General features: G+C 71.6%; 16 protein-coding genes. 15 read left to right on the forward strand and 1 reads right to left on the reverse strand.

Annotation, left to right across the window (positions count from 1 at the left end; genetic code table 11):
• Positions 1 to 18 precede the first annotated feature (18 nt).
• From G9272_RS41530 to G9272_RS41560, 7 genes are all read left to right on the forward strand, one after another.
• On the forward strand, positions 19 to 1,581 hold the full coding sequence (locus tag G9272_RS41530; RefSeq protein ID WP_171401361.1) for a fatty acid--CoA ligase: 1,563 nt from the start codon (positions 19 to 21) through the stop codon (positions 1,579 to 1,581).
• A 32-nt stretch (positions 1,582 to 1,613) separates the two neighbouring features.
• Positions 1,614 to 1,859, forward strand: a complete 246-nt coding sequence (locus tag G9272_RS41535; RefSeq protein ID WP_171401362.1) for a phosphopantetheine-binding protein — start codon at positions 1,614 to 1,616, stop codon at positions 1,857 to 1,859.
• Positions 1,856 to 6,103 (forward strand): non-ribosomal peptide synthetase, encoded by a 4,248-nt coding sequence (locus G9272_RS41540; protein ID WP_171401363.1) that lies wholly within the window; start codon positions 1,856 to 1,858, stop codon positions 6,101 to 6,103. The genes G9272_RS41535 and G9272_RS41540 overlap by 4 nt, the downstream gene beginning before the upstream one ends.
• Positions 6,104 to 6,192: 89 nt before the next feature.
• The gene (locus G9272_RS41545) at positions 6,193 to 7,239 is read left to right on the forward strand and encodes an ABC transporter substrate-binding protein (RefSeq protein WP_171401364.1); all 1,047 of its coding nucleotides are present in this window, start codon (positions 6,193 to 6,195) and stop codon (positions 7,237 to 7,239) included.
• An 83-nt stretch (positions 7,240 to 7,322) separates the two neighbouring features.
• Complete coding sequence (locus tag G9272_RS41550) at positions 7,323 to 8,297, forward strand: FecCD family ABC transporter permease (protein WP_171402399.1); 975 nt, start codon at positions 7,323 to 7,325, stop codon at positions 8,295 to 8,297.
• On the forward strand, positions 8,294 to 9,094 hold the full coding sequence (locus tag G9272_RS41555) for an ABC transporter ATP-binding protein (RefSeq protein ID WP_171401365.1): 801 nt from the start codon (positions 8,294 to 8,296) through the stop codon (positions 9,092 to 9,094). Before G9272_RS41550 ends, G9272_RS41555 begins: the two co-directional genes overlap by 4 nt.
• 90 nt (positions 9,095 to 9,184) lie before the next feature.
• Positions 9,185 to 10,300 carry a substrate-binding domain-containing protein gene (locus G9272_RS41560; protein WP_171401366.1) on the forward strand — a complete coding sequence of 372 codons (1,116 nt, stop codon included), beginning with the start codon at positions 9,185 to 9,187 and terminating at the stop codon, positions 10,298 to 10,300.
• On the opposite strand, the gene G9272_RS41565 is transcribed toward G9272_RS41560, so the two are convergent.
• Positions 10,257 to 10,733, reverse strand: a complete 477-nt coding sequence (locus tag G9272_RS41565; RefSeq protein ID WP_171401367.1) for a MarR family winged helix-turn-helix transcriptional regulator — start codon at positions 10,731 to 10,733, stop codon at positions 10,257 to 10,259. The genes G9272_RS41560 and G9272_RS41565 overlap by 44 nt on opposite strands.
• A 262-nt stretch (positions 10,734 to 10,995) precedes the next feature.
• Between G9272_RS41565 and urtA the strand changes: the two genes are divergently transcribed.
• The 8 genes from urtA to G9272_RS41605 all read left to right on the forward strand — a co-directional run bounded on the left by urtA (position 10,996) and on the right by G9272_RS41605 (position 19,067).
• Positions 10,996 to 12,252: an urea ABC transporter substrate-binding protein gene (gene urtA / locus G9272_RS41570; protein ID WP_171401368.1), complete on the forward strand. Its 1,257-nt coding sequence runs from the start codon at positions 10,996 to 10,998 to the stop codon at positions 12,250 to 12,252.
• Between the two features lie 144 nt (positions 12,253 to 12,396).
• Positions 12,397 to 13,281 carry an urea ABC transporter permease subunit UrtB gene (gene urtB / locus G9272_RS41575; protein WP_171401369.1) on the forward strand — a complete coding sequence of 295 codons (885 nt, stop codon included), beginning with the start codon at positions 12,397 to 12,399 and terminating at the stop codon, positions 13,279 to 13,281.
• Positions 13,278 to 14,375 (forward strand): urea ABC transporter permease subunit UrtC, encoded by a 1,098-nt coding sequence (urtC, locus tag G9272_RS41580; RefSeq protein ID WP_171401370.1) that lies wholly within the window; start codon positions 13,278 to 13,280, stop codon positions 14,373 to 14,375. Before urtB ends, urtC begins: the two co-directional genes overlap by 4 nt.
• Entirely contained in the window at positions 14,372 to 15,169 is a 798-nt protein-coding gene (gene urtD, locus G9272_RS41585; RefSeq protein ID WP_171401371.1) for an urea ABC transporter ATP-binding protein UrtD, read from the forward strand. Before urtC ends, urtD begins: the two co-directional genes overlap by 4 nt.
• A 5-nt stretch (positions 15,170 to 15,174) precedes the next feature.
• Positions 15,175 to 15,897, forward strand: a complete 723-nt coding sequence (urtE, locus tag G9272_RS41590; RefSeq protein ID WP_171401372.1) for an urea ABC transporter ATP-binding subunit UrtE — start codon at positions 15,175 to 15,177, stop codon at positions 15,895 to 15,897.
• Between the two features lie 239 nt (positions 15,898 to 16,136).
• Positions 16,137 to 16,985 (forward strand): PP2C family protein-serine/threonine phosphatase, encoded by an 849-nt coding sequence (locus G9272_RS41595; RefSeq protein WP_171401373.1) that lies wholly within the window; start codon positions 16,137 to 16,139, stop codon positions 16,983 to 16,985.
• A gap of 50 nt (positions 16,986 to 17,035) precedes the next feature.
• Positions 17,036 to 18,052: an MASE1 domain-containing protein gene (locus G9272_RS41600; protein WP_171401374.1), complete on the forward strand. Its 1,017-nt coding sequence runs from the start codon at positions 17,036 to 17,038 to the stop codon at positions 18,050 to 18,052.
• Positions 18,053 to 18,308: 256 nt separating this feature from the next.
• Positions 18,309 to 19,067, forward strand: a complete 759-nt coding sequence (locus G9272_RS41605) for an FG-GAP repeat domain-containing protein (RefSeq protein ID WP_253268099.1) — start codon at positions 18,309 to 18,311, stop codon at positions 19,065 to 19,067.
• Positions 19,068 to 19,115: the final 48 nt, after the last annotated feature.

The raw sequence follows: 19,115 nt of genomic DNA on the forward strand, positions 1-19,115 counted from the left end.
GAGGCGAGAGAAGGATCCATGACCACGGACAGGCTCCACCACCCGGAGCTCCGGACACTCGTCCGGACCACGGGCTTCCACGCGCGGCACCGGCCCACCACCCCCGCGATCCTGTGCGAGGGGCGCACGCTGACGTACGGGCAACTGCACCGCGAGAGCAACCGCATCGCCCACGCCCTCCGCGCCGCCGGGCTCACCCCGGGCGACCGGGTCGCGTACCTCGGCAAGGAGTCCGAGCACTACTACGAGATCCTCTTCGGCTGTGCCAAGAGCGGCACGGTGCTCGTCCCCGTCAACTGGCGGCTCGCCGCCCCCGAGGTCAGCCACATCCTCCAGGACTCCGGCACCCGGCTCCTCTTCCTGGAGGACGAGTTCGCAACCGTCGTCGACAAGATGCCGACCGCGCCCCCCGAGACGGTCGTCGCGCTCGGCGAGCACTTCGCCGCCTGGAGGGCGCCCCACCCCGACACGGAACCACCGGACACCGCCACCCCGGACACCCCGGTGGCCCAGCTCTACACCAGCGGCACGACCGGCCTGCCCAAGGGCGTGGTCCTCGCCCACCGCAGCTTCTTCGCGATCCGTGACGCCCTGGCGAGCGAGGGGCTGGACTGGATCGACTGGCGCGCCGGGGACATCGCGCTGATCGGCATCCCCGGCTTTCACGTCGGCGGCCTGTGGTGGGCCGCGCAGAACCTCAACGCCGGAACCACGATCGTCGCGATGCGCGCCTTCGCCGCACGCCAGGCCGTCGACCTCATCCGCGACCTCGGCATCACCACGGCCTGCGTCGTCCCGGCCATGCTCCGCATGATGCTGACCGAACCCGGCATCCGCGCCGAGGACTTCACCACCCTGCGCAAGACGGTCTACGGCGGTTCCCCGATCTCCGAGGCCCTGCTGGAGGAGAGCCTCGCCGTCCTCGACTGCGAGTTCGCCCAGATCTACGGGCTCACCGAGACCGGCAACACCGCCGTCTGCCTGCCTCCGGCCGCCCATGTCCCGGGCGGCTCGCTCATGCAGGCGGCGGGCCGGCCGTACCCGGGCGTACGCGGCAAGGTGATCGACGGGGAGGGCCGGGAGCTTCCGCCGGGCGCGGTGGGGGAGGTCTGTCTGTCCACGCCCGCCCACATGGTCGAGTACTGGAGACTGCCCGAGAAGACCGCCGAGACCCTCGTCGACGGCTGGATCCACACCGGGGACGCCGGCTTCATCGACGAGGACGGCTACCTCTTCATCCGCGACCGGATCAAGGACGCGATCCTCGTCGCGGGCGAGAACGTCTATCCGGCCGAGATCGAGAACGCGCTGGAAGCCCATCCCGGTGTGGCCGAGGCCGTCGTCGTCGGCGCCCCCGACGAACGCTGGGGCGAGTATGTCCACGCCTTCGTCGTCCCGGCCCCCACCAAGCCGCCCAGCCCCCGGGACCTGCACACCTTCCTCGTCCCACGGCTCGCGAGCTTCAAGCTGCCCGCCCGCTACGAGTTCATCGACGTCGTACCGCGCAACCCCAGCGGAAAGATCCTGCGCCGCGAACTGCGCGACCGCTTCTGGCGCGACTCCGCACGCAAGGTCAACTAGCCCCTCACCGGGCCGGATCGAGAGAGAACGACATGCCTGCTCCCCTCACCCTGGACGGCTTCCGCGCGGACCTGGCGGAGTACCTGTACCAGCGGCCCGACGAAGTCGACCTCGACGAGCACCCCCTCCAGGCGGGCCTGGACTCCCTGCGCATCGTCACCCTCCTCGAACGGTGGCGGGAGACCGGCGTGGACGTCACCTTCGTCGACCTCGCCGAATGCACCTCGTTCGCCCAGTGGTGGCAGCTGCTCAACGCACGCCAGGGAGGAACGACGTGACCGTGCGCCGTCCGCTGCCGCCCGCTCAGGAAGGCGTGTGGACCGGACAGCGGCTCGACCCGGACAGCCCCGCGTACAACACGGCCGAGTACGTGCACATCCACGGCCCGGTGGACGCGGCCGTCTTCGACGAGGCCCTGCACCTCGTCGTCGCGGAGACGGAGGCCCTGCACGTCGTCTACGGGGTCGACGACCAGGGCCGCCCCTGGGAGACGGACGCCCCGGCCGGCGACTGGCGCCTGCACACGGCGGACCTCAGCGCCGAACCCGACCCGCACGCGGCGGCCCTGGCCTGGATGGACGCGGACCTGGCCCGCCCCGTCGACCTCACCCGCGGCCCCGTCTTCGGCCACGCCCTGCTGCGGATCGCGGGGGAGGAACACCTCTGGTACCACCGCGTCCACCACATCGCCCTCGACGGCTTCGGCCTGTCGCTGGTCGCCCGCCGGGTCGCCGAGGTGTACACCGCCCTCACAGCGGGGCAGGCGGTACGGGACAGCGGCTTCGGCACCCTGGCCTCGGTGCGGGACGAGGAGCGCGCCTACCGCGAGTCGCCCCGCTTCGCCGAGGACCGCGCCTACTGGACGGACCGGTTCGCGGACCGGCCGCCCGTGGTGACCCAGGCCGGCCGCGCCGCGCTGCCCGGGCGCACCTTCCACCGACGGGTCGTCGACCTGGACGCGGCGCGGACGGAGGTCCTGCGTGCCGTCGCCCGCGACCTGAAGGTGACCTGGTCCGAGCTGCTGCTGGCCGTCACGGTGGCCCGGCTGCACCGGACGACCGGCGCCCCGGAGATGATCCTCAGCCTGCCGGTGATGGGCCGCCTCGGCTCCGTCTCCCTCCGCGTCCCCTGCATGGTCCGCAACATCCTGCCGCTGCGGGTGACGGTCGCCGCCTCGGACAGCCTGCGCGACCTCGCCGACCGCATCTCGCGCGAACTGCGGGCCGGACTGCCGCACCAGCGCTACCGCTACGAACAACTGCGGCGCGACCTCAGACTCCTCGGCGGGCAGCGGCGGCTGTCCGGCCCGGGCGTCAACATCATGCCCTTCGCCTACGACCTCCGGTTCGCCGGACACCGCAGCACGGTCCACAACGTCTCCGCCGGCCCCGTCGACGACCTGTCCGTCAACGTCTACGACCGCTCCGAGGGCGCCGGCCTGCGCATCGCCGTGGACGCCCACCCCGACCTCTACGACACGGCGGACGTCGCCGCGTTCCAGGATGGGCTGCTCGCCCTGCTCGCGGCGGCCGTCGCCGCTCCCGACCGGGCGCTGGGCGAGCTGCGCGCCCGCGAGACCGTCCCGGTCCTGGACGGCGGGCCGCTGCCCGGCCCGGCACGTCCGGTGCTCGGGCTGATCGCCGAGCAGGCCGCCCGGAGCGGCGGATCGGTCGCCGTCGAGCACGACGGCCGCAGCGTGACGTACGCGGAACTCCTCGGCTCCGCGCAGGACCTCGCCCGCCGACTGGCCGTCCGGGGGGTGGGCCCCGGGGACCTCGTGGCCATCACCCTGCCACGCGGCATCGACGCCGTCACCGCCGTCCTCGGCGTCCTGCTCCGCGGGGCCGCCTACTGCCCGTTCGACCCGACCGCACCACAGGCGCGCGGGGCGGGGTTGCTGGAGGAGGTCCGGCCCGCGCTGGTCCTGACGGCCGACGCCTACGCCGACGTGATGGCCGACGACCGGCCGGACCCCGACACGGCTCCACCGGCCGCACCGACGCCGGACGACCTCGCCTATGTGCTGCACACCTCCGGTTCCACCGGCCGCCCCAAGGGCGTCGAGATCGGTCACCGGGCCCTCGCCCACTTCGTCGCCGGCGCCTCGCACCGCTACGGACCGCGACGCGACGACCGGGTGCTCGGGTTCGCGCCCCCGCACTTCGACACCAGCGTCGAGGAAATCTTCCTCACCCTGTGCGCGGGCGCCACGCTCGTGGTCCGCACCGACGACATGACCGACTCGGTCCCCGCCTTCCTGGACGCCTGTGCCCGGCTGCGGATCAGCTTCCTCGACCTGCCCACCGCGTACTGGCACGAGGTGGCCCACGCCGTCTCGACCGGAGCCGCCGCCCTCCCCGCCGAGGTGCGGACCGTCGTCATCGGCGGCGAGGCCGCCCTGCCCGAACGGGTCGACCGCTGGCGCGAGGCCGTAGGCACGTCCGTGCGGCTGCTGAACACCTACGGCCCGACCGAGGCCACCGTGGTCGCCACCGTCGCCGACCTCCACGATCCCGACCTCGCCCCCGGTGACGTACCCATCGGGCTACCGCTGCCCGGCACCGGCGCGGCGGTCGTCGACGGCGAACTCCACCTCCTGGGCGACAACCTGGCCCTCGGCTACCGGGGGGACCGGCCCCCGGACGCCGCCCGCTTCGCCCCTCTCCACGCCCTGCCCGGAGCCCCCCGCGCCTATCGCACCGGCGACCTGGTCCGCATCGGCGACGACGGGCAACTGCGCCATCTGGGCCGCTCGGACACCGAGTTCAAGATCAGCGGACACCGGGTGCACCCCGCCGAGGTGGAGAGCGTCCTCCTGGGTCATCCGGGAGTGCGCGACGCCGTCGTCGTGGGGCAGGTGCTTCAGGGCGGGACACGGCGCCTGGCGGCGTACGTCGTGCCGGACGGACCCGCTCCGGCGGTGGCCGCGATCCGGGAGCACCTGCGCGCGGCGCTGCCCGCGGCGATGATCCCGTCGGCGGTCGAGTTCCTGGACCACCTGCCCCGGACGAGCTCGGGGAAGACCGACCGGCACGCGCTCGCGACGAAACTCCCCGCCACCCGGACCACGGTGTCCGCCACGCTGGAACACACCGTCGCCGCCGCCTGGCAACAGGTGCTCGGGGCGCCGACCCTGTCCGCGCAGGACGACGTGTTCGAGCTGGGCGCCCAGTCCCTCCAGGCCATCCAGGTCGCCAACCGCCTCGGCGTCGCACTCGGCCGGGAAGTGAGGGTCGCCTGGCTCTTCCAGCATCCGACCGCCGCCGAACTGGCCCGTTTCCTGGAGCAGCGGGCGCGGCCGGTGACGGTCGGCCTTCCGGAGACCCTGCTCGCCGACGCCGTCCTCGACCCCGGTGTCCGTCCCGGCGACGGTCCCCGGGCGGGCGGCACACCGGATCGGATCCTGCTCACCGGCGCCACCGGATTCGTCGGCGTCCACCTGCTGGCGGAGCTTCTGACGAGCACCGGCGCCGAGATCGTCTGTACCGTCCGCGCCCCGAGCTCCGCAGCGGCCACCGAGCGTGTCCAACGGGCCCTGGACACGCATCGGATCGGCCTCACGGACGCGCTGCGCGACCGGGTCACGGCGGTCCCCGCGGACCTCACCCGCCCTCGACTCGGCCTGGACGAAGAGGAGTTCGCCGAACTCGCCCGCACCTGCGACACGATCCTCCACAACGCGGCGAACGTCAGCATCCTGCGCGAGTACGCCACCCTCCGCGCCGCCAACACCGAATCGACCAGGGAACTGTTGCGCCTGGCGGCCCCGCGCTCGATCCCCCTGCACTTCGTGTCGACCCTCTCCGTCGCCCCGCCGCTCGCCCTGGCCGCCGAGATACCCGAGGCGTTCCTCCCACCCCACCCCGGACTGCGCTACGGCTACCAGCAGTCGAAGTGGGCGGCCGAAGAGCTGCTGCGCCAGGCCGCCGAGCGGGGCCTGCCGGTCACCGTGCACCGGCTCGGCCGGATCGTCGGCCCGGCCGTCACCGGCCATGTGAACGAACGGGACTTCCTCTGGAGCGTGCTGCGCGCCGGGATCCCCGCCGGCCTCGTCCCCGACCTCTTCGAGGAGGAGATCTGGACACCGGTCGACCACATCGCCGAGGCACTCGTCCAACTCTGCCTCCGGCCTTCGGGCGCGGCGACCGTCTTCAACCATGCCGCCACGCCCCCGGTGCGGCTGAGCGACGTCTACGACTGGCTGGAGGAGTACGGCTACCCGCTGCGGCGACTGACCCTGGACCGGTGGCGTGCCGAGTTGCCGCGTTCCTCCGGTACAGCAGCGACCACGCTCGCCTTCTTCGACGCCCGGGACGCGGACCCGGGCGATGCCACCGGCCCCGACCTGCGCCTGGGACGGGTCCGCGCCGACAACGTCGTGAACGGACTGCGCACCGGCGGCATCACCTGCCCGCCCGTCGGCAGGGACCTCGTCCACCGCTACCTCGACCACTGCGTCACCACGGGCAAGCTGCCCGCTCCCGCCCGGCGGCGGCACCGTCCGACAACTCCCGCGAAGTAATGGGGGATTGCCGGGAACTCACGGGCACCGCCCCCCGACTACTTCAGCAGAACCCGTCGTATCACCAGCCCCCGCTGCAAGGAGCCCGCATGTCGAAGAAACGGCCGGTCGCCGTCGCCCTGGCCGGCGCCCTCTGTCTGGTCACCACGGCGTGCGGCGCCGACTCCTCGACCGACACGGCCGGCGGCAGCGGCGACAAGGCGTCCGCGGCCGCCGCGAAGTCCGGCTACCCGGTGACGCTCGAGAACTGCGGGGTCTCCGAGAAGTTCGGCGAGGCGCCGAGCCGGGTCGTCGTCATGAACGGCGCCTCGGTCGCCGAGGTCTCCACGCTCCTCTCCCTCGGCCTCCAGGACAAGATCGTGGCCAACCAGCAGAGCTACGGCATGTCCGAGGTCGCGGGACGAGCCGCCGCCATCAAGGCGCTGCCCACCGGTGACGTCAAGCTCAACGACGCCTACGACATCCCGCGCGAGGCGATGATCGGACTGCGCCCGGACCTGGTGCTGTCCACGACCTCGTACGGCTTCGACGAGAAGAACGGCTTCGCCACCCGGGAGCAGTTGACGCAGGTCGGCGCCAACACATATGTCTCACCGCAGGGTTGCGACCAGGACACCACGAAGATGACCATCGCCGACAGCTACACGCTGCTGCGTGACCTGGGCAAGGTCTTCAACGTCGGCGACCGGGCCGAGAAGATCGTCGCCGCGTCGGAGAAGCACATCGCCGACGTCGCCGCGAAGGTGAAGGGCGAGCAACAGCCCAAGGTCATGGTGCTGTTCTCCAACATGGCCATGGGCGGCAACGACTTCAGCTCGGTCGTCGCCAAGGGCATCTACAACGACATCCTGGCCAAGGCCGGCGGCTCCAACGCCTTCGCGTCCGCCTCCGAGACCTCCTTCGCCGACCTGAGCAAGGAGAAGGTGGCCGCCACCGACGTCGACGCCCTCGTCGTCATCGGCTACAACGACCCCGACCCGGCCGCATACGCCGAGAAACTGCTGAAGGAGTTCCCCCAGTGGCCCGCCGCGAAGAACAACACGTACGTGGCCCTGTCGGACTCGATGTACCTCGGCCCGAGCAACGACCTGGCGGTCGCGAAGATCGCCGAGATGCTGCACCCCGACAAGTTCTGAGCCCGCGACCGAGCAGCCCGCGCCTGAGCAGCCTGCGGCTTCCCGTCGCCGTCGGCGGCCTGCTGGTCCTCCTCGGCGCCGTGATGGTGGTGGCGGTGAGCATCGGCGCGGTCACCATCCCCCTCGCCGACGTGTGGGGCGTCCTCGTCCACCACCTCACCGGCCGGGGCAGCGCCGGCGACCCGGCGCTGGACCAGATCGTGTGGACCTTCCGGGCCCCTCGGGTCGCCCTGGCCGCCCTGGTCGGCGCGGGCCTGGCCGTCGCCGGGGCGGTGCTCCAGACCCTGGTCTCCAACCCGCTCGCCGACCCCGTCGTCCTCGGCTTCTCCTACGGCGCCTCGCTCGGTGCCGTGCTGGTCATCACCCTCGGCGGGGCGGCGCTCGGCGGTCTGGGCGGACTCGGTGTGTCGGGCGCGGCGTTCGTCGGCGCGCTGGCGGCCGGCGCCCTGGTGTTCGCCCTCGGGCAGCGACAGGGACGGCTCGCCCCCACCCGGCTGGTGCTGGCGGGAGTCGCGGTCGGCTATGTCCTGCTGTCCGTGACCAGCTTCGTCCAGCTGCTCGCGACGCCCACCGAACTGCGCACGGTCATGTTCTGGATGCTGGGCAGCGTCGCCGGCGCCCAGTGGAGCCAACTGCCGACCGTCACGGTGGTGGTCCTGACGAGCACGGCCCTGCTGACCCTGTTCGGACGGCGGCTCAACGCCCTGCTCGCCGGCGACGAGTCCGCCACCGCGCTCGGCGTGGACGTCAACCGGCTGCGCGCCGTCCTGCTGGTCATCAGCGCCCTCCTGACCGGCACCGTCATCGCCGTCGCGGGCGGTGTCGGCTTCGTCGGTCTGATGATCCCCCACCTGGTCCGCCTCACCGTCGGCGCCGACCACCGTCGGCTGCTGCCGCTGAGCGCGCTGCTGGGCGCCGTCTACCTGGTCGTGGTGGACCTGCTCTCCCGTACCGTCAACCGCCCCAACGAACTGCCGCTGGGCATCCTCACCGCCCTGCTCGGCGCCCCCTTCTTCCTGTGGCTGCTGCGCCGCAACAAGGGCCTGGACACCGTATGAAGCTGAGCGTGGACCAGCTCCACATCACCCTGGACCACAAGGCGATCCTCCGCGCGGTGAACCTGGAGGCGGCGAAGGGCGACATCGTCGGACTCGTCGGCCCCAACGGCAGTGGCAAGTCCACCCTGCTGCGCACGGTCTACCGCTCGCTGCGCCCCGCCGACGGGGTGGTGCGGGTGGGCGGTGACGACGTGTGGGAACTGTCGGCCCGCGCCGCGGCCCGTCGCACGGCGGCCGTCCTCCAGGACGCCGGCACCACCACCGGCCTGACCGTGACCGAGATCGTCGCGCTCGGCCGCACCCCCCATCACGGCCTGCTGGGCCGCGACGGCGCCGAGGACCGCGAGGCGGTGGCCGAGGCGGTCACCCGCTGCGGAGTCACCCCCTTCGCACACCGGGACTACGCGACCCTGTCCGGCGGCGAACGCCAACGCGTCCTGCTGGCCCGTGCCCTCGCCCAGCGCCCGCGGCTGCTCGTCCTGGACGAACTCACCAACCACCTGGACATCCGCGCCCGGTTCGAACTGCTCCACCTCATCCGCGGCACCGGCATCACCACCCTCGCCGTCCTGCACGACCTCGACCTGGCCGCCCGCCTCTGCGACCACCTCGTGGTGCTGCACGAGGGCGCCGTGGTGGCGGCGGGCCCCGTCCTGGAGGTCCTGACCCCGGACCTCCTGCGTGACGTGTTCGGCGTACGGGGCGACACGGAACGGCATGCCGACGGCGTCGTCCGCATCACCTACGCGGCCGAGCCGCTCGCCCTGGACCGGGAGGCCGAGCCCGCCGAGCGGTGACGCGCGTCCGGGCCCCGGCCCGCATGTGCGAATGGGTCTCGATCCGGGCCGCCGCTTGGGCTGCGGGAGCGGTGCGGCAATCATGGGGCCATGCACCGGCCCGTCCGTCTTCGTACCCACGAGTGGTTCACGGTCGACGACTCGACCCTGAACGTCGCGCTCGTGTACCCGATGCAGGGGCCCGCCGGGGTGTTCGGACCCACCTGTGAGACCTGCGCCCGGCTGGCCGCGGAGGAGATCAACAAGTCGGGCGGAGTGCTCGGCAAGGAGCTGCGGCTCCTCGAGGTCGACGGGGGCGCCGAGCCGCAGCAGGTCGCGGAGGACGTGGAGGCCCTCGTGGCCACCGGGGCGGTGCAGGGGGTCACGGGCTGGCACATCTCCTCGGTGCGCCAGGCGATGGCTCCGCGGATCGCGCACCGGGTGCCGTACGTCTACACCGCGCTGTACGAGGGCGGCGAGCGCACCGACGGCGTCTACCTGACCAGCGAGACCCCCGCCTCGCAACTGCTGCCCGCCATGCGGCTGCTCACCGAGGCCCGGGGCGTGCGCCGCTGGTTCGTCGTCGGCAACAACTACGTCTGGCCCCGGCGCACCGCCCGGGCCGCCCGCCGCTACGCACGCGACTCCCGCGGCCGGGTGTGCGGCGAGGCGTACCTCCCGCTGGGCGCCGACGACTTCCAGGACGTGCTGGGCCGGATCGAGCGGGCCGACGCCGACGCCGTACTGATGCTGCTGGTCGGCAGCGACGCGGTCCGCTTCAACCGGGCCTTCGCCGCCGCCGGGCTCGACCAGCGCTGTCTCAGGCTGAGCACGCTGATGGACGAGAACATGCTGCTGGGCAGCGGCCCCGAGGCCACCGTCGACCTCTGGAGCACGGCCGGTTTCTTCGCCTCACTCGCCGACCAGAACACCATGGACTTCCACGGCCGGTACGCCGACCGCTTCGGGGTGGCGGCCCCGACCCCGGGCAGTCTCGGCGAGTCCTGCTACGAGGGCGTGCTGCTGCTCGCGGCGCTCATCGAACGAGCCCGCACCGTGGACGTGACCGCCATCGGGGCCGCCGCCGACACCGTTTCGTACGAGGGTCCGCGGGGCCTGCTCGGCCTGGAGGGCCGGCATGTGCGCCAGCGCATCTATCTGGCGCAGGCGGACGGTCTCGACTTCAACGTCCTCGCTCAACTGCGCGCTCCGCACGAGTTGTCGTAGCGCCGCTGCCGTCCTCGAGCACGTCGGCCAGCCGGTCCAGCAGGACTTCCAGCCGTTCGCCGCGCTCTTCCCCCAGCAGTGGCTCCCACTCCGCCCGGTCGGCCCGCACCTCGCGGACCAGTTGCTGCCGGCGCTCCATGCCCCGCGGGGTGAGGTAGGCCAGGACGCGGCGCCGGTCGGCGGGGTCGACCCGGCGGAACACCAGGTTCTGGTCGACGAGTTGGTCGATCAGCTTGGTGGCGCTGGGGGCGGGCATGAAGGCGTGGTCGGCGAGGGCCGTCATGTGGTGTCCCTGCCCGTCCGAGAGCAGGTCCAGCACCCACCACGCCTCCACCGAGCAGTCGAACTCCTCCAGCACGGACTGGAGTCGGCGGGCGGCGAGGCGCTCGGCCCGGGTCAGCAGACGGAGCAGTTCCTGGGGCCGTCTCGCCATCGCACTCCTCCGCTCGAAACTCTGGTTCCCCGTGCGGGGTTGGGCGGGATCTTACCGCATAAGGTCCTTTCCCCAGGAAGTATCAAGGCCCGCTTTATTGCTTCCACCAGAAACTGTTCATCAATTGCGCGGAAACGCGGCGGAAACAGTTTCCTCGCAGGCTGTGCGCCAACGCCGCGGCTACTGAAGCGCGTTGTATCCCCTTCCTCCCCAGAGTCCTTCCGCTCTCTTCGCACCGCCCTTCGGGGCATGGAGGTTTTGTATGTCCGGGCTCAGCATCAGCAGGCGTGGCCTGTTGGCCGGTATCTCGGCGGTCGGCGCCTCCGCCGCCCTCAGCGCCTGTGGCGCCAAGACGGGTGAAGGCTCCTCGACGGACGCGGCCGGCGCCTCCGCCGACACCTCCGGCAGCACGGTCAAGGTCGGTCTGCTGAACTCCCTGTCGGGCACGATGGCCATCAGTGAAGTCACCGTCCACAACGCCCTGTTGCTCGCGATCAAGGAGATCAACGCGGCCGGCGGCGTACTCGGCAAGAAGCTCAAGGCCGTCAGTCAGGACGGCGCCTCCGACTGGCCCACCTTCGCGGAGAAGGCCGAGGCCCTGATCAAGGACGACAAGGTCGCGGCCACCTTCGGCTGCTGGACCTCGGCCAGCCGCAAGGCCGTCAAACCGGTCTTCGAGCGGTACAAGTCGCCGCTGTTCTACCCCGTGCAGTACGAGGGCCTGGAGGAGTCGCCGTACATCTTCTACATCGGCGCGACCACCAATCAGCAGATCGTCCCGGCCCTCGACTATCTCAAGAAGCAGGGCCTGACCAAGCTCTATCTGGTCGGCAGCGACTATGTGTTCCCGCGCACCGCCAACAAGATCATCAAGGCCTATGCGAAGGCCAAGGGAATGACCGTGGTCGGCGAGGACTACGCGCCGCTCGGCTCCACGGAGTTCGGCACCATCGTCAACAAGGTCAAGGACTCCGGCGCGGACGCCGTGTTCAACACCCTCAACGGCGACAGCAACGTGGCCTTCTTCAAGGAGTACAAGTCCTCCGGGCTGACCGCGAAGAGCATGCCGGTGCTGTCGGTCTCCATCGCCGAGGAAGAGGTGAAGAGCATCGGCACCCAGTACCTCCAGGACCAGCTGACCGCGTGGAACTACTACGAGACGACACCCGGCGCGGCCAACACCAAGTTCGTGGCGGCCTACCAGGCCGAGTACGGCAAGGACAAGCCGACCAGCGACCCGATGGAGGCCGCCTACATCTCCGTATACCTGTGGAAGGCGATGGTCGAGAAGGCCGGCTCCTTCGACGTCGCCAAGGTCAAGGCGGCCTCGGACGGCATCACCTTCGACGCCCCGGAGGGCAAGGTGACCGTCGACGGCGCGAGCCAGCACGTCTACAAGACGGCCAGGATCGGCAAGGTCGGCGCGGACGGCCTGATCACCGAGGTCTGGAACTCGGGCGGCCCGATCAAGCCGGACCCGTACCTCAAGGGCTACGACTGGGCCTCCGGCCTGTCCTGATCCCGGCCCTGTCCTGACCCCTGGCCCGTCCTGATCCCGGCCCGCTCTCCGCTCCCCGCTCCCGCGGTGGGACCCGGCCCCGTCCAGGGGCCGGGTCACGCCCATGGCCCGCCCGCACCCCCGTCCCCGACCAGGAGCCGCTTCATGACGGTCATCCTCAACCAGTCCTTCACCGGCATCAGCATCGGCGCAGTCCTCCTGCTCATCGCGCTCGGCCTGACCCTGACCTTCGGTCAGATGGGCGTGATCAACATGGCGCACGGCGAGTTCATCATGACCGGCGCCTACACCACGTACGTCCTCCAGAAGTCCATCAGCAACGCGGGCGTCTCGCTGCTCGTCGCCCTGCCGGTGGCCTTCCTGGTGGCCGGCGCCATGGGCGCGCTGCTGGAGTGGCTGCTCATCCGGCGCCTCTACACCCGCCCGCTGGACACCCTGCTGGTCACCTGGGGCGTCTCGCTCATGCTCCAGCAGCTCGCCCGGGACGTCTTCGGCGCCCCCAACGTGCAGACCCACGCCCCGGACCTGCTCACCGGCAACATCTCGATGGGCGGCGTCACCTTCGCCAGCAGCCGTCTGTTCATCCTCGGTCTGGCCCTGCTCAGCGTCCTCGCCCTCACGATCGTCCTGCGGCTCACCCCGCTCGGCCGCCGGATCCGGGCCGTCGTACAGAACCGCGACCTCGCCGAGGTGTCCGGCATCGCCACCGGCCGGGTCGACCGCGTGACCTTCTTCATCGGCTCGGGCCTCGCGGGCGTGGCCGGCGTCGCGCTCACCCTGGTCGGCCCGATCGGCCCGACGATGGGCACCAACTACATCGTCGACGCCTTCCTGGTCGTCGTCGTGGGCGGTATCGGGCAGCTCAAGGGCAGCGTGCTCACCGCCTTCGCGCTCGGCGTGCTCCAGTCGGTCCTCGAGTACTCGACGACGGTCAGCGTCGCCAAGGTCATCGTGCTCGTGGCGATCGTCGCCTTCCTCCAGTGGCGACCCCAGGGCCTGTACACACTGCGCACCCGGAGCCTTGCATGACGACGATCACCGAGACCCCGCCCACCCCGCTGACGGCACGCCTGCGCGTCCCCGGCGCCTTCGCCCTCGGCGCCGTCCTCCTCCTCGGTGTGGCCCCGCTCGCCCTCTCCGACTTCCGCCTCTCGCTCCTCGCCAAGTACCTGTGCTACGCGATCGTCGCCGTCGGCGTGAGCCTCGCCTGGGGCCGGGGCGGGCTCATGGTGCTCGGCCAGGGCGTCTTCTTCGGCCTCGGCGGCTACGCCATGGCCATGCACCTCAAGCTCACCGACGCCGCCGCGACCGGCGAGACACTGCCCGACTTCATGCAGCTGTACGGAACCGGCGACGCCCTGCCCTGGTGGTGGGAGCCGTTCGCCAACCCGGGCTTCGCGCTCGCCATGACCGTCCTGCTGCCCATGGCGGTGGCCGCACTGCTCGGCTTCTTCGTCTTCCAACGCCGGGTCAAGGGCGCCTACTTCGCGATCCTCAGCCAGGCCCTCGCCGCCGCCCTGTCCATCTGGCTGATCGGTCAGCAGGCCACCACCGGCGGCACCAACGGCCTCACCGACATCCAGGGCTTCTTCGGCTACTCGCTGGACGACCCGGTCAACCAGCGGATGGTGTACTTCGTCATCGCCGCCGTCCTGCTCCTGCTGATGGCGGCCGCCCGCCAGCTGTTCGTCAGCCGCTACGGCGAACTCCTCGTCGCCGTGCGCGACTCCGAGGAGCGGGTCCGCTTCCTCGGCTACAACCCGGCCAACGTCAAACTCGTCGCGTACGTCGTCGCCGCCGGCATGGCGGGCCTCGCCGGGGCCCTCTTCGTCCCGGCGGTGGGGATCATCTCGCCGGCGCTGATCGGGATCGTGCCGTCCATCGGCTTCGTCATCGGCGCCGCGGTCGGCGGCCGGGCCTCGCTGGTGGGCGCGGTGCTCGGGGCGATCGCCGTCGCCTGGGCGCAGAGCACGCTCTCCGACGCCTTCCCCGCCGCGTGGACGTACCTCCAAGGCCTGCTCTTCGTCCTGGCGGTCGGCTTCCTGCCCGGCGGTCTCGCCTCCGTCGGCGTCGTCCTGCGGCGGCGCCGTACCCGTACCCCTGCGACTGGAGAGACAGCATGAGCGGCGAGGGACTGACCGTGCGCGACCTGCGGGTGACGTTCGACGGGTTCACCGCCGTCGACGGCGTCGACCTGGACATCCGCCCCGGCGACCTGCGCTTCCTCATCGGCCCGAACGGCGCGGGCAAGACCACCCTCGTCGACGCGGTCACCGGGCTGGTCAAGGCGACCGGCTCGGTCCGCTTCGGCGACCAGGACCTGCTGGGCAGGCCCGTACAGAAGATCGCCCGGCTGGGGATCGGCCGTACGTTCCAGACGGCGACGGTCTTCGAGGAGCTGACCGTCGTACAGAACCTGGACATCGCCGCCGGCGCCGGCCGGGGGATCTGGACCATGCTGCGGCGCCGCAAGGACGTGCCCGAGCCGGTCGCCAGGGCCCTGGAGACCATCGGCCTGAGCGACCTGCGCGACCGCCCCGCCGGGGTGCTGGCCCACGGGCAGAAACAGTGGCTGGAGATCGGCATGCTGCTCGTCCAGGACGTGCGGCTGCTCCTGCTGGACGAGCCCGTCGCCGGTATGAGCCACGACGAACGCGAGGCCACCGGTGAGCTGTTGCGTCGGGTGAGCGAGGACCGCACGGTCGTCGTCATCGAGCACGACATGGACTTCATGCGCGCCTACGCCCGGAGCGTCAGCGTCCTGCACGCCGGCAAGGTGCTCAGCGAGGGCTCCGTCGCCGAGGTCCAGGCCGACGCCAAGGTCCAGGAGGTCTACCTCGGGCGCGCCTCCGAACCCGAGCCCACCCCCCGACCCGCGCCCGCCGCCGCGGCCGCGTCCGTCGCCGAGGAGGCGTGAAGCCCATGTTGGAGATCAACACCGTCCGGGCGGGCTATGACCGCACCACCGTGCTGCACGCGGTGACCGTCGCCGTTCCCCAGGACGGCGTCGCGGCCGTGCTCGGGCACAACGGGGCCGGCAAGAGCACCCTGCTGCGCACCGCCATGGGCCTGATCAAGCCGACCGGCGGGGCCGTCCTGCTCGACGGCGAGGACATCACCCGTCTCGCCCCGCACCAGCGGGTCGCCCGCGGTATGGCGTACGTCCCGCAGGGCCAGCAGTCCTTCCCGCACCTCACCACCGCCGAGAACCTCCAGCTCGTCGCCGACGGCCGCCCGAGGGTCGCGTCGGGCCGGTCGGGCGGTGGGGGAGGGAAGGAGGCGATCGCCGAGGCCCTGGACCTGTTCCCCGTCCTGCGTGAGCTGTCCGGCCGCCGGGCCGGTCTGCTCTCCGGCGGCCAGCGCCAGCAGCTCGCCATCGCCCGCGCCCTGGTCACCCGGCCGAGGCTGCTCCTGCTCGACGAACCGACCGAGGGCATCCAGCCGTCCGTCGTCGCCGAGATCGAGGAGACGATCCTGACCCTCGCCCGGCGTGGCGGACTCTCCGTCCTCCTCGTCGAACAGCACGTCGGCTTCGCCATGCGGGCCGCCCAGCGCTACTACGTCCTGGAGGCGGGCCGGGTGACCTCCTCCGGCGACGGCGGAACGGGCGCCGAGCAGACCGTACGGGCGGCGCTCAGCGTGTGAGCCGGCAGGACCGCGCCGGCGCCGCCCATCGGGCGGTCCGGCGCGGGCTCACGGGGTTCCATGCCCGTGCAGGGAAATGTCACCCGATCGAGGTGTCGCGCAGCGGCCGTCGAAGGTCTGTGCGACGTCGCCCCTGTCGGGCCGCGCCTCAGGGCCGCTATCATCCCCTAAAGGTAAAATGTGAGGTTTGCCCGATGTGGCTGCCCTCCCGACGAGCTGCCGTCCCGCCGGAGTGATCAATGTCCCGCAAGCGCCCCACGGACGACGGCGACGAGCTGCTGGCCAGACTCGGTTCGCTGACCGCCCAGGCGCGCGAACGCGCGGAGCTGCAACGCTCCCGCGTGGAGCTGGCCCTCGCCCTCCAGCGCGGCATGCTGCCCAGGGATCTGCCCGCGGCACCCGGCTTCCGCCTGGCCGTGCAGTACGCGCCCGCCTGCCACGGCCTCAACGTGGGCGGCGACTGGTACGACGCCTTCGCGATGCCGGACGGGCGCATCGGCCTGTCCATCGGCGACGTCCAGGGCCACAACATAGAGGCGACCGCGTTCATGGGTCAGGTGCGGGTCGGTCTGCGCGCCCTCGCCTCCGTCACCAGCGAGCCCGGTGAGCTCCTCGCCCGGACCAACGACCTGCTCCTCTCCCTCGGCAGTGACCTCTTCGCCACCTGCACCTTCATGCGGCTCGACCCCGCCACCGGGCTCCTCGAGAGCGCCAGGGCCGGGCACATCCCGTGTGTGTGGGCCACGGCGGACGGCAAGTCCGGCGTCGCCGAGGACGAGTGCGGACCGCCCCTGGGGGTCCAGGAGGGCATGGACTACCCGGTCACCCGCTACCGGCTCACCAAGGGCGGAGTGTTCGTCCTGCTCACGGACGGCGTGGTGGAGGGGCCGACCCTGAGCGTCGAGGAGGGCCTCGACCAGGTCGTACGGCTCGCCGGCATCGCCGCCGTCGCGGGCATGACAGCGGACTCCCTCGCCGCCGCGGTGATCAAGGGCGCCGAGCGCGTGGGGCACGAGGACGACGCGGCCGTGCTGGTGGTGGGACACGACGGGCTGACGGCGCCGGACGTCCCCCTGGTTCAGCCATAGGGCCGGACACCGCGCGTCTCGCCTCGCCGACCGCGCCGCGCAGGTGTCTGATGGCTGCTGTGGTGGCTACCCCGGACCTGCGTCGAGCAGCCGTCTTCGCCGTGCAGACACTGGCCGTAGCCCTGGGCTACTACGCGGCCGGGCGGCTGGGGCTCATGCGGCAGCTCGTCGTCGAGGGCGCGATCTTCACCCCCATCTGGCCGCCCACGGGCGTGGCGCTCGCCTGTCTGCTGATCCTGGGGATCCGCTGCTGGCTGGGCATCGCCCTCGGGGCCCTCTTCGTCGTCCTCTCCCTGACCTCGCTACGGCCCGTGGTGATCGGCAACCTGGTGGGCAACACCGCCGCCCCCGTCTGCGCGTACCTCATGCTCCGCAAGGTGGGCTTCCGCAACGACCTCGCCCGGTTACGGGACGGCCTCGCGCTGGTCTTCCTGGGCGCCCTCACCGCCATGCTGGTGAGCTCGACCGTCGGTGTCGGTCTCCTGATCCTCACCGACAAGCTCGGCACGCACAGCTTCTGGCCCGTCTGGCTGGCCTGGTGGGTCGGCGACGCGATGGGCGTTCTGATCGTCACGCCGGTCCTGCTCGTGCTGCATGGGATGCGCCGGCCCCTGCACCTGTCCCGCTGGAAAGAGGCCTCAGGACTGGCCCTCATCGCCGGCGCCCTCGTCCCGCTGGCCACACGCAGCCCCGTCAGCCTGCTCTTTCTCGTCTATCCCCTGCTGATCTGGGCGGCGCTGCGGTTCCAGCTCGTCGGCAGCATGCTGTGCGCCCTCTTCACATCGGTCATGGCCACGATCGCCGCGACGGACGGCATCGGCCCCTTCGACCGTCTGACCCGCGTCGAAGTGATGATCAAGCTCCAGGCCTTCAACGGGACGATGGCCCTGACCGCCCTGCTGCTCTCCGCGGTGATCACCGAACAACGCAACACCAGACGCTCCGTGGAACTCGCCTGCCAGGAACTGGTCGAGGTCCTGGAACACCTCACCGCGGGCGACGCCCCGCCCGGCCGACCGACGAAGGGCACGGAGGACGGAGGGCTGACGAAGGACACGGAGAGCTGAAGGCAGCGGCTCGGAGCGGTGGAGCGGGGCCGAAGGGTGGCACCAGTGCCGGTCGACCGGTGCCCATGTCTGTCCCCCTGACCGGCTCGCCCCGGTGCCGGACCTGGGTTTTGAGGTCCTTGTCGGTGTGCCGGGCCGGGCCCGGGTCGAGTGACGCGAGCGCCTCGATCTCGGGCCGGTGCGCGTCCCGGTGCCGCCCGCCCGCCTCCCCGGAGGCCCGATCAACCCTTACACGGGTGTGCGATAGTTGGGCGCCGTGATCGCTGTGGCGGAGGCACGCAAGAGGCAACTGAGGCGCGGCGCCTGGGCCGCCGCCGGGCTGCTGCTCTTCGCCGGATGCGAGGACTCTCGAGGAAGGGCGCCCCTGCCCCCGACCGCGCCGTCCGCCGTCACCGCGTGTCTCACGGCAGCGGGGGAGCTGACGGCCGACGTGAACAACGACGGCTATCGGGACCGTGTCGTCGACCCGTCCCGGGTCGGTGCCCGGCTGACGATCACCTTCGGCGTCGGCTCGGCCCGTGAGACGAGGGCCGGGGTACGCGCGTTGGCGGACCGGGCCGGGGAGCACCAGCAGTTCGTGCGTGCCGCCGTCGCGGACTTCGACGGCGACGGATGGACCGACCTGGTCGTCGTCGCCGGAGGGGGACAGAGAGGCGACGACCCGATCGATCCGAAGATCTCCGAGCTGAGGCTGGGACCCTTCTCCGACACCGGCCGCGGGCAGAGGACGGTTCACCTCGACATGGGGGCCGTGAAGGACATCGCCGTCGCCGACAACAACCAGGACAGGTATCCCGACCTGTTGGCGTACACCTACAGCGGGGACGGCGTGTACGAGACACGGGCCCGTCTGGGCGACAGGACCGCGGGACTCACGAACGACCCCCACGAGTACACCGACACGGCGGACGGAACCGGCTACGACCCCCCGGACGACTTTCTCCACGCCGGCCCGGAGTCCTTCTACCCGCGCTGCGCGGCGGGCGACGTGACGGCGGTTCCGGACACCGCCTGACGTGATTGTCAGTGCCTCCGCCTACGGTTCGGGGAGTGGGACTCGCCG

Source organism: Streptomyces asoensis (assembly GCF_013085465.1).
Classification (GTDB): domain Bacteria; phylum Actinomycetota; class Actinomycetes; order Streptomycetales; family Streptomycetaceae; genus Streptomyces; species Streptomyces cacaoi_A.

Bases quoted from the DNA above. Each gene is read 5' to 3' on its own strand.
- G9272_RS41595 (WP_171401373.1), top strand. From the start codon at position 16,137: ATGTCCCGCAAGCGCCCCACGGACGACGGCGACGAGCTGCTGGCCAGA.
- G9272_RS41530 (WP_171401361.1), top strand. From the start codon at position 19: ATGACCACGGACAGGCTCCACCACCCGGAGCTCCGGACACTCGTCCGG.
- G9272_RS41565 (WP_171401367.1), bottom strand. From the start codon at position 10,733: ATGGCGAGACGGCCCCAGGAACTGCTCCGTCTGCTGACCCGGGCCGAG.
- urtB (WP_171401369.1), top strand. From the start codon at position 12,397: ATGACGGTCATCCTCAACCAGTCCTTCACCGGCATCAGCATCGGCGCA.
- G9272_RS41560 (WP_171401366.1), top strand. From the start codon at position 9,185: ATGCACCGGCCCGTCCGTCTTCGTACCCACGAGTGGTTCACGGTCGAC.
- G9272_RS41550 (WP_171402399.1), top strand. From the start codon at position 7,323: ATGGTGGTGGCGGTGAGCATCGGCGCGGTCACCATCCCCCTCGCCGAC.
- G9272_RS41535 (WP_171401362.1), top strand. From the start codon at position 1,614: ATGCCTGCTCCCCTCACCCTGGACGGCTTCCGCGCGGACCTGGCGGAG.
- urtC (WP_171401370.1), top strand. From the start codon at position 13,278: ATGACGACGATCACCGAGACCCCGCCCACCCCGCTGACGGCACGCCTG.
- urtD (WP_171401371.1), top strand. From the start codon at position 14,372: ATGAGCGGCGAGGGACTGACCGTGCGCGACCTGCGGGTGACGTTCGAC.
- urtE (WP_171401372.1), top strand. From the start codon at position 15,175: ATGTTGGAGATCAACACCGTCCGGGCGGGCTATGACCGCACCACCGTG.
- G9272_RS41555 (WP_171401365.1), top strand. From the start codon at position 8,294: ATGAAGCTGAGCGTGGACCAGCTCCACATCACCCTGGACCACAAGGCG.
- urtA (WP_171401368.1), top strand. From the start codon at position 10,996: ATGTCCGGGCTCAGCATCAGCAGGCGTGGCCTGTTGGCCGGTATCTCG.
- G9272_RS41600 (WP_171401374.1), top strand. From the start codon at position 17,036: ATGGCTGCTGTGGTGGCTACCCCGGACCTGCGTCGAGCAGCCGTCTTC.
- G9272_RS41545 (WP_171401364.1), top strand. From the start codon at position 6,193: ATGTCGAAGAAACGGCCGGTCGCCGTCGCCCTGGCCGGCGCCCTCTGT.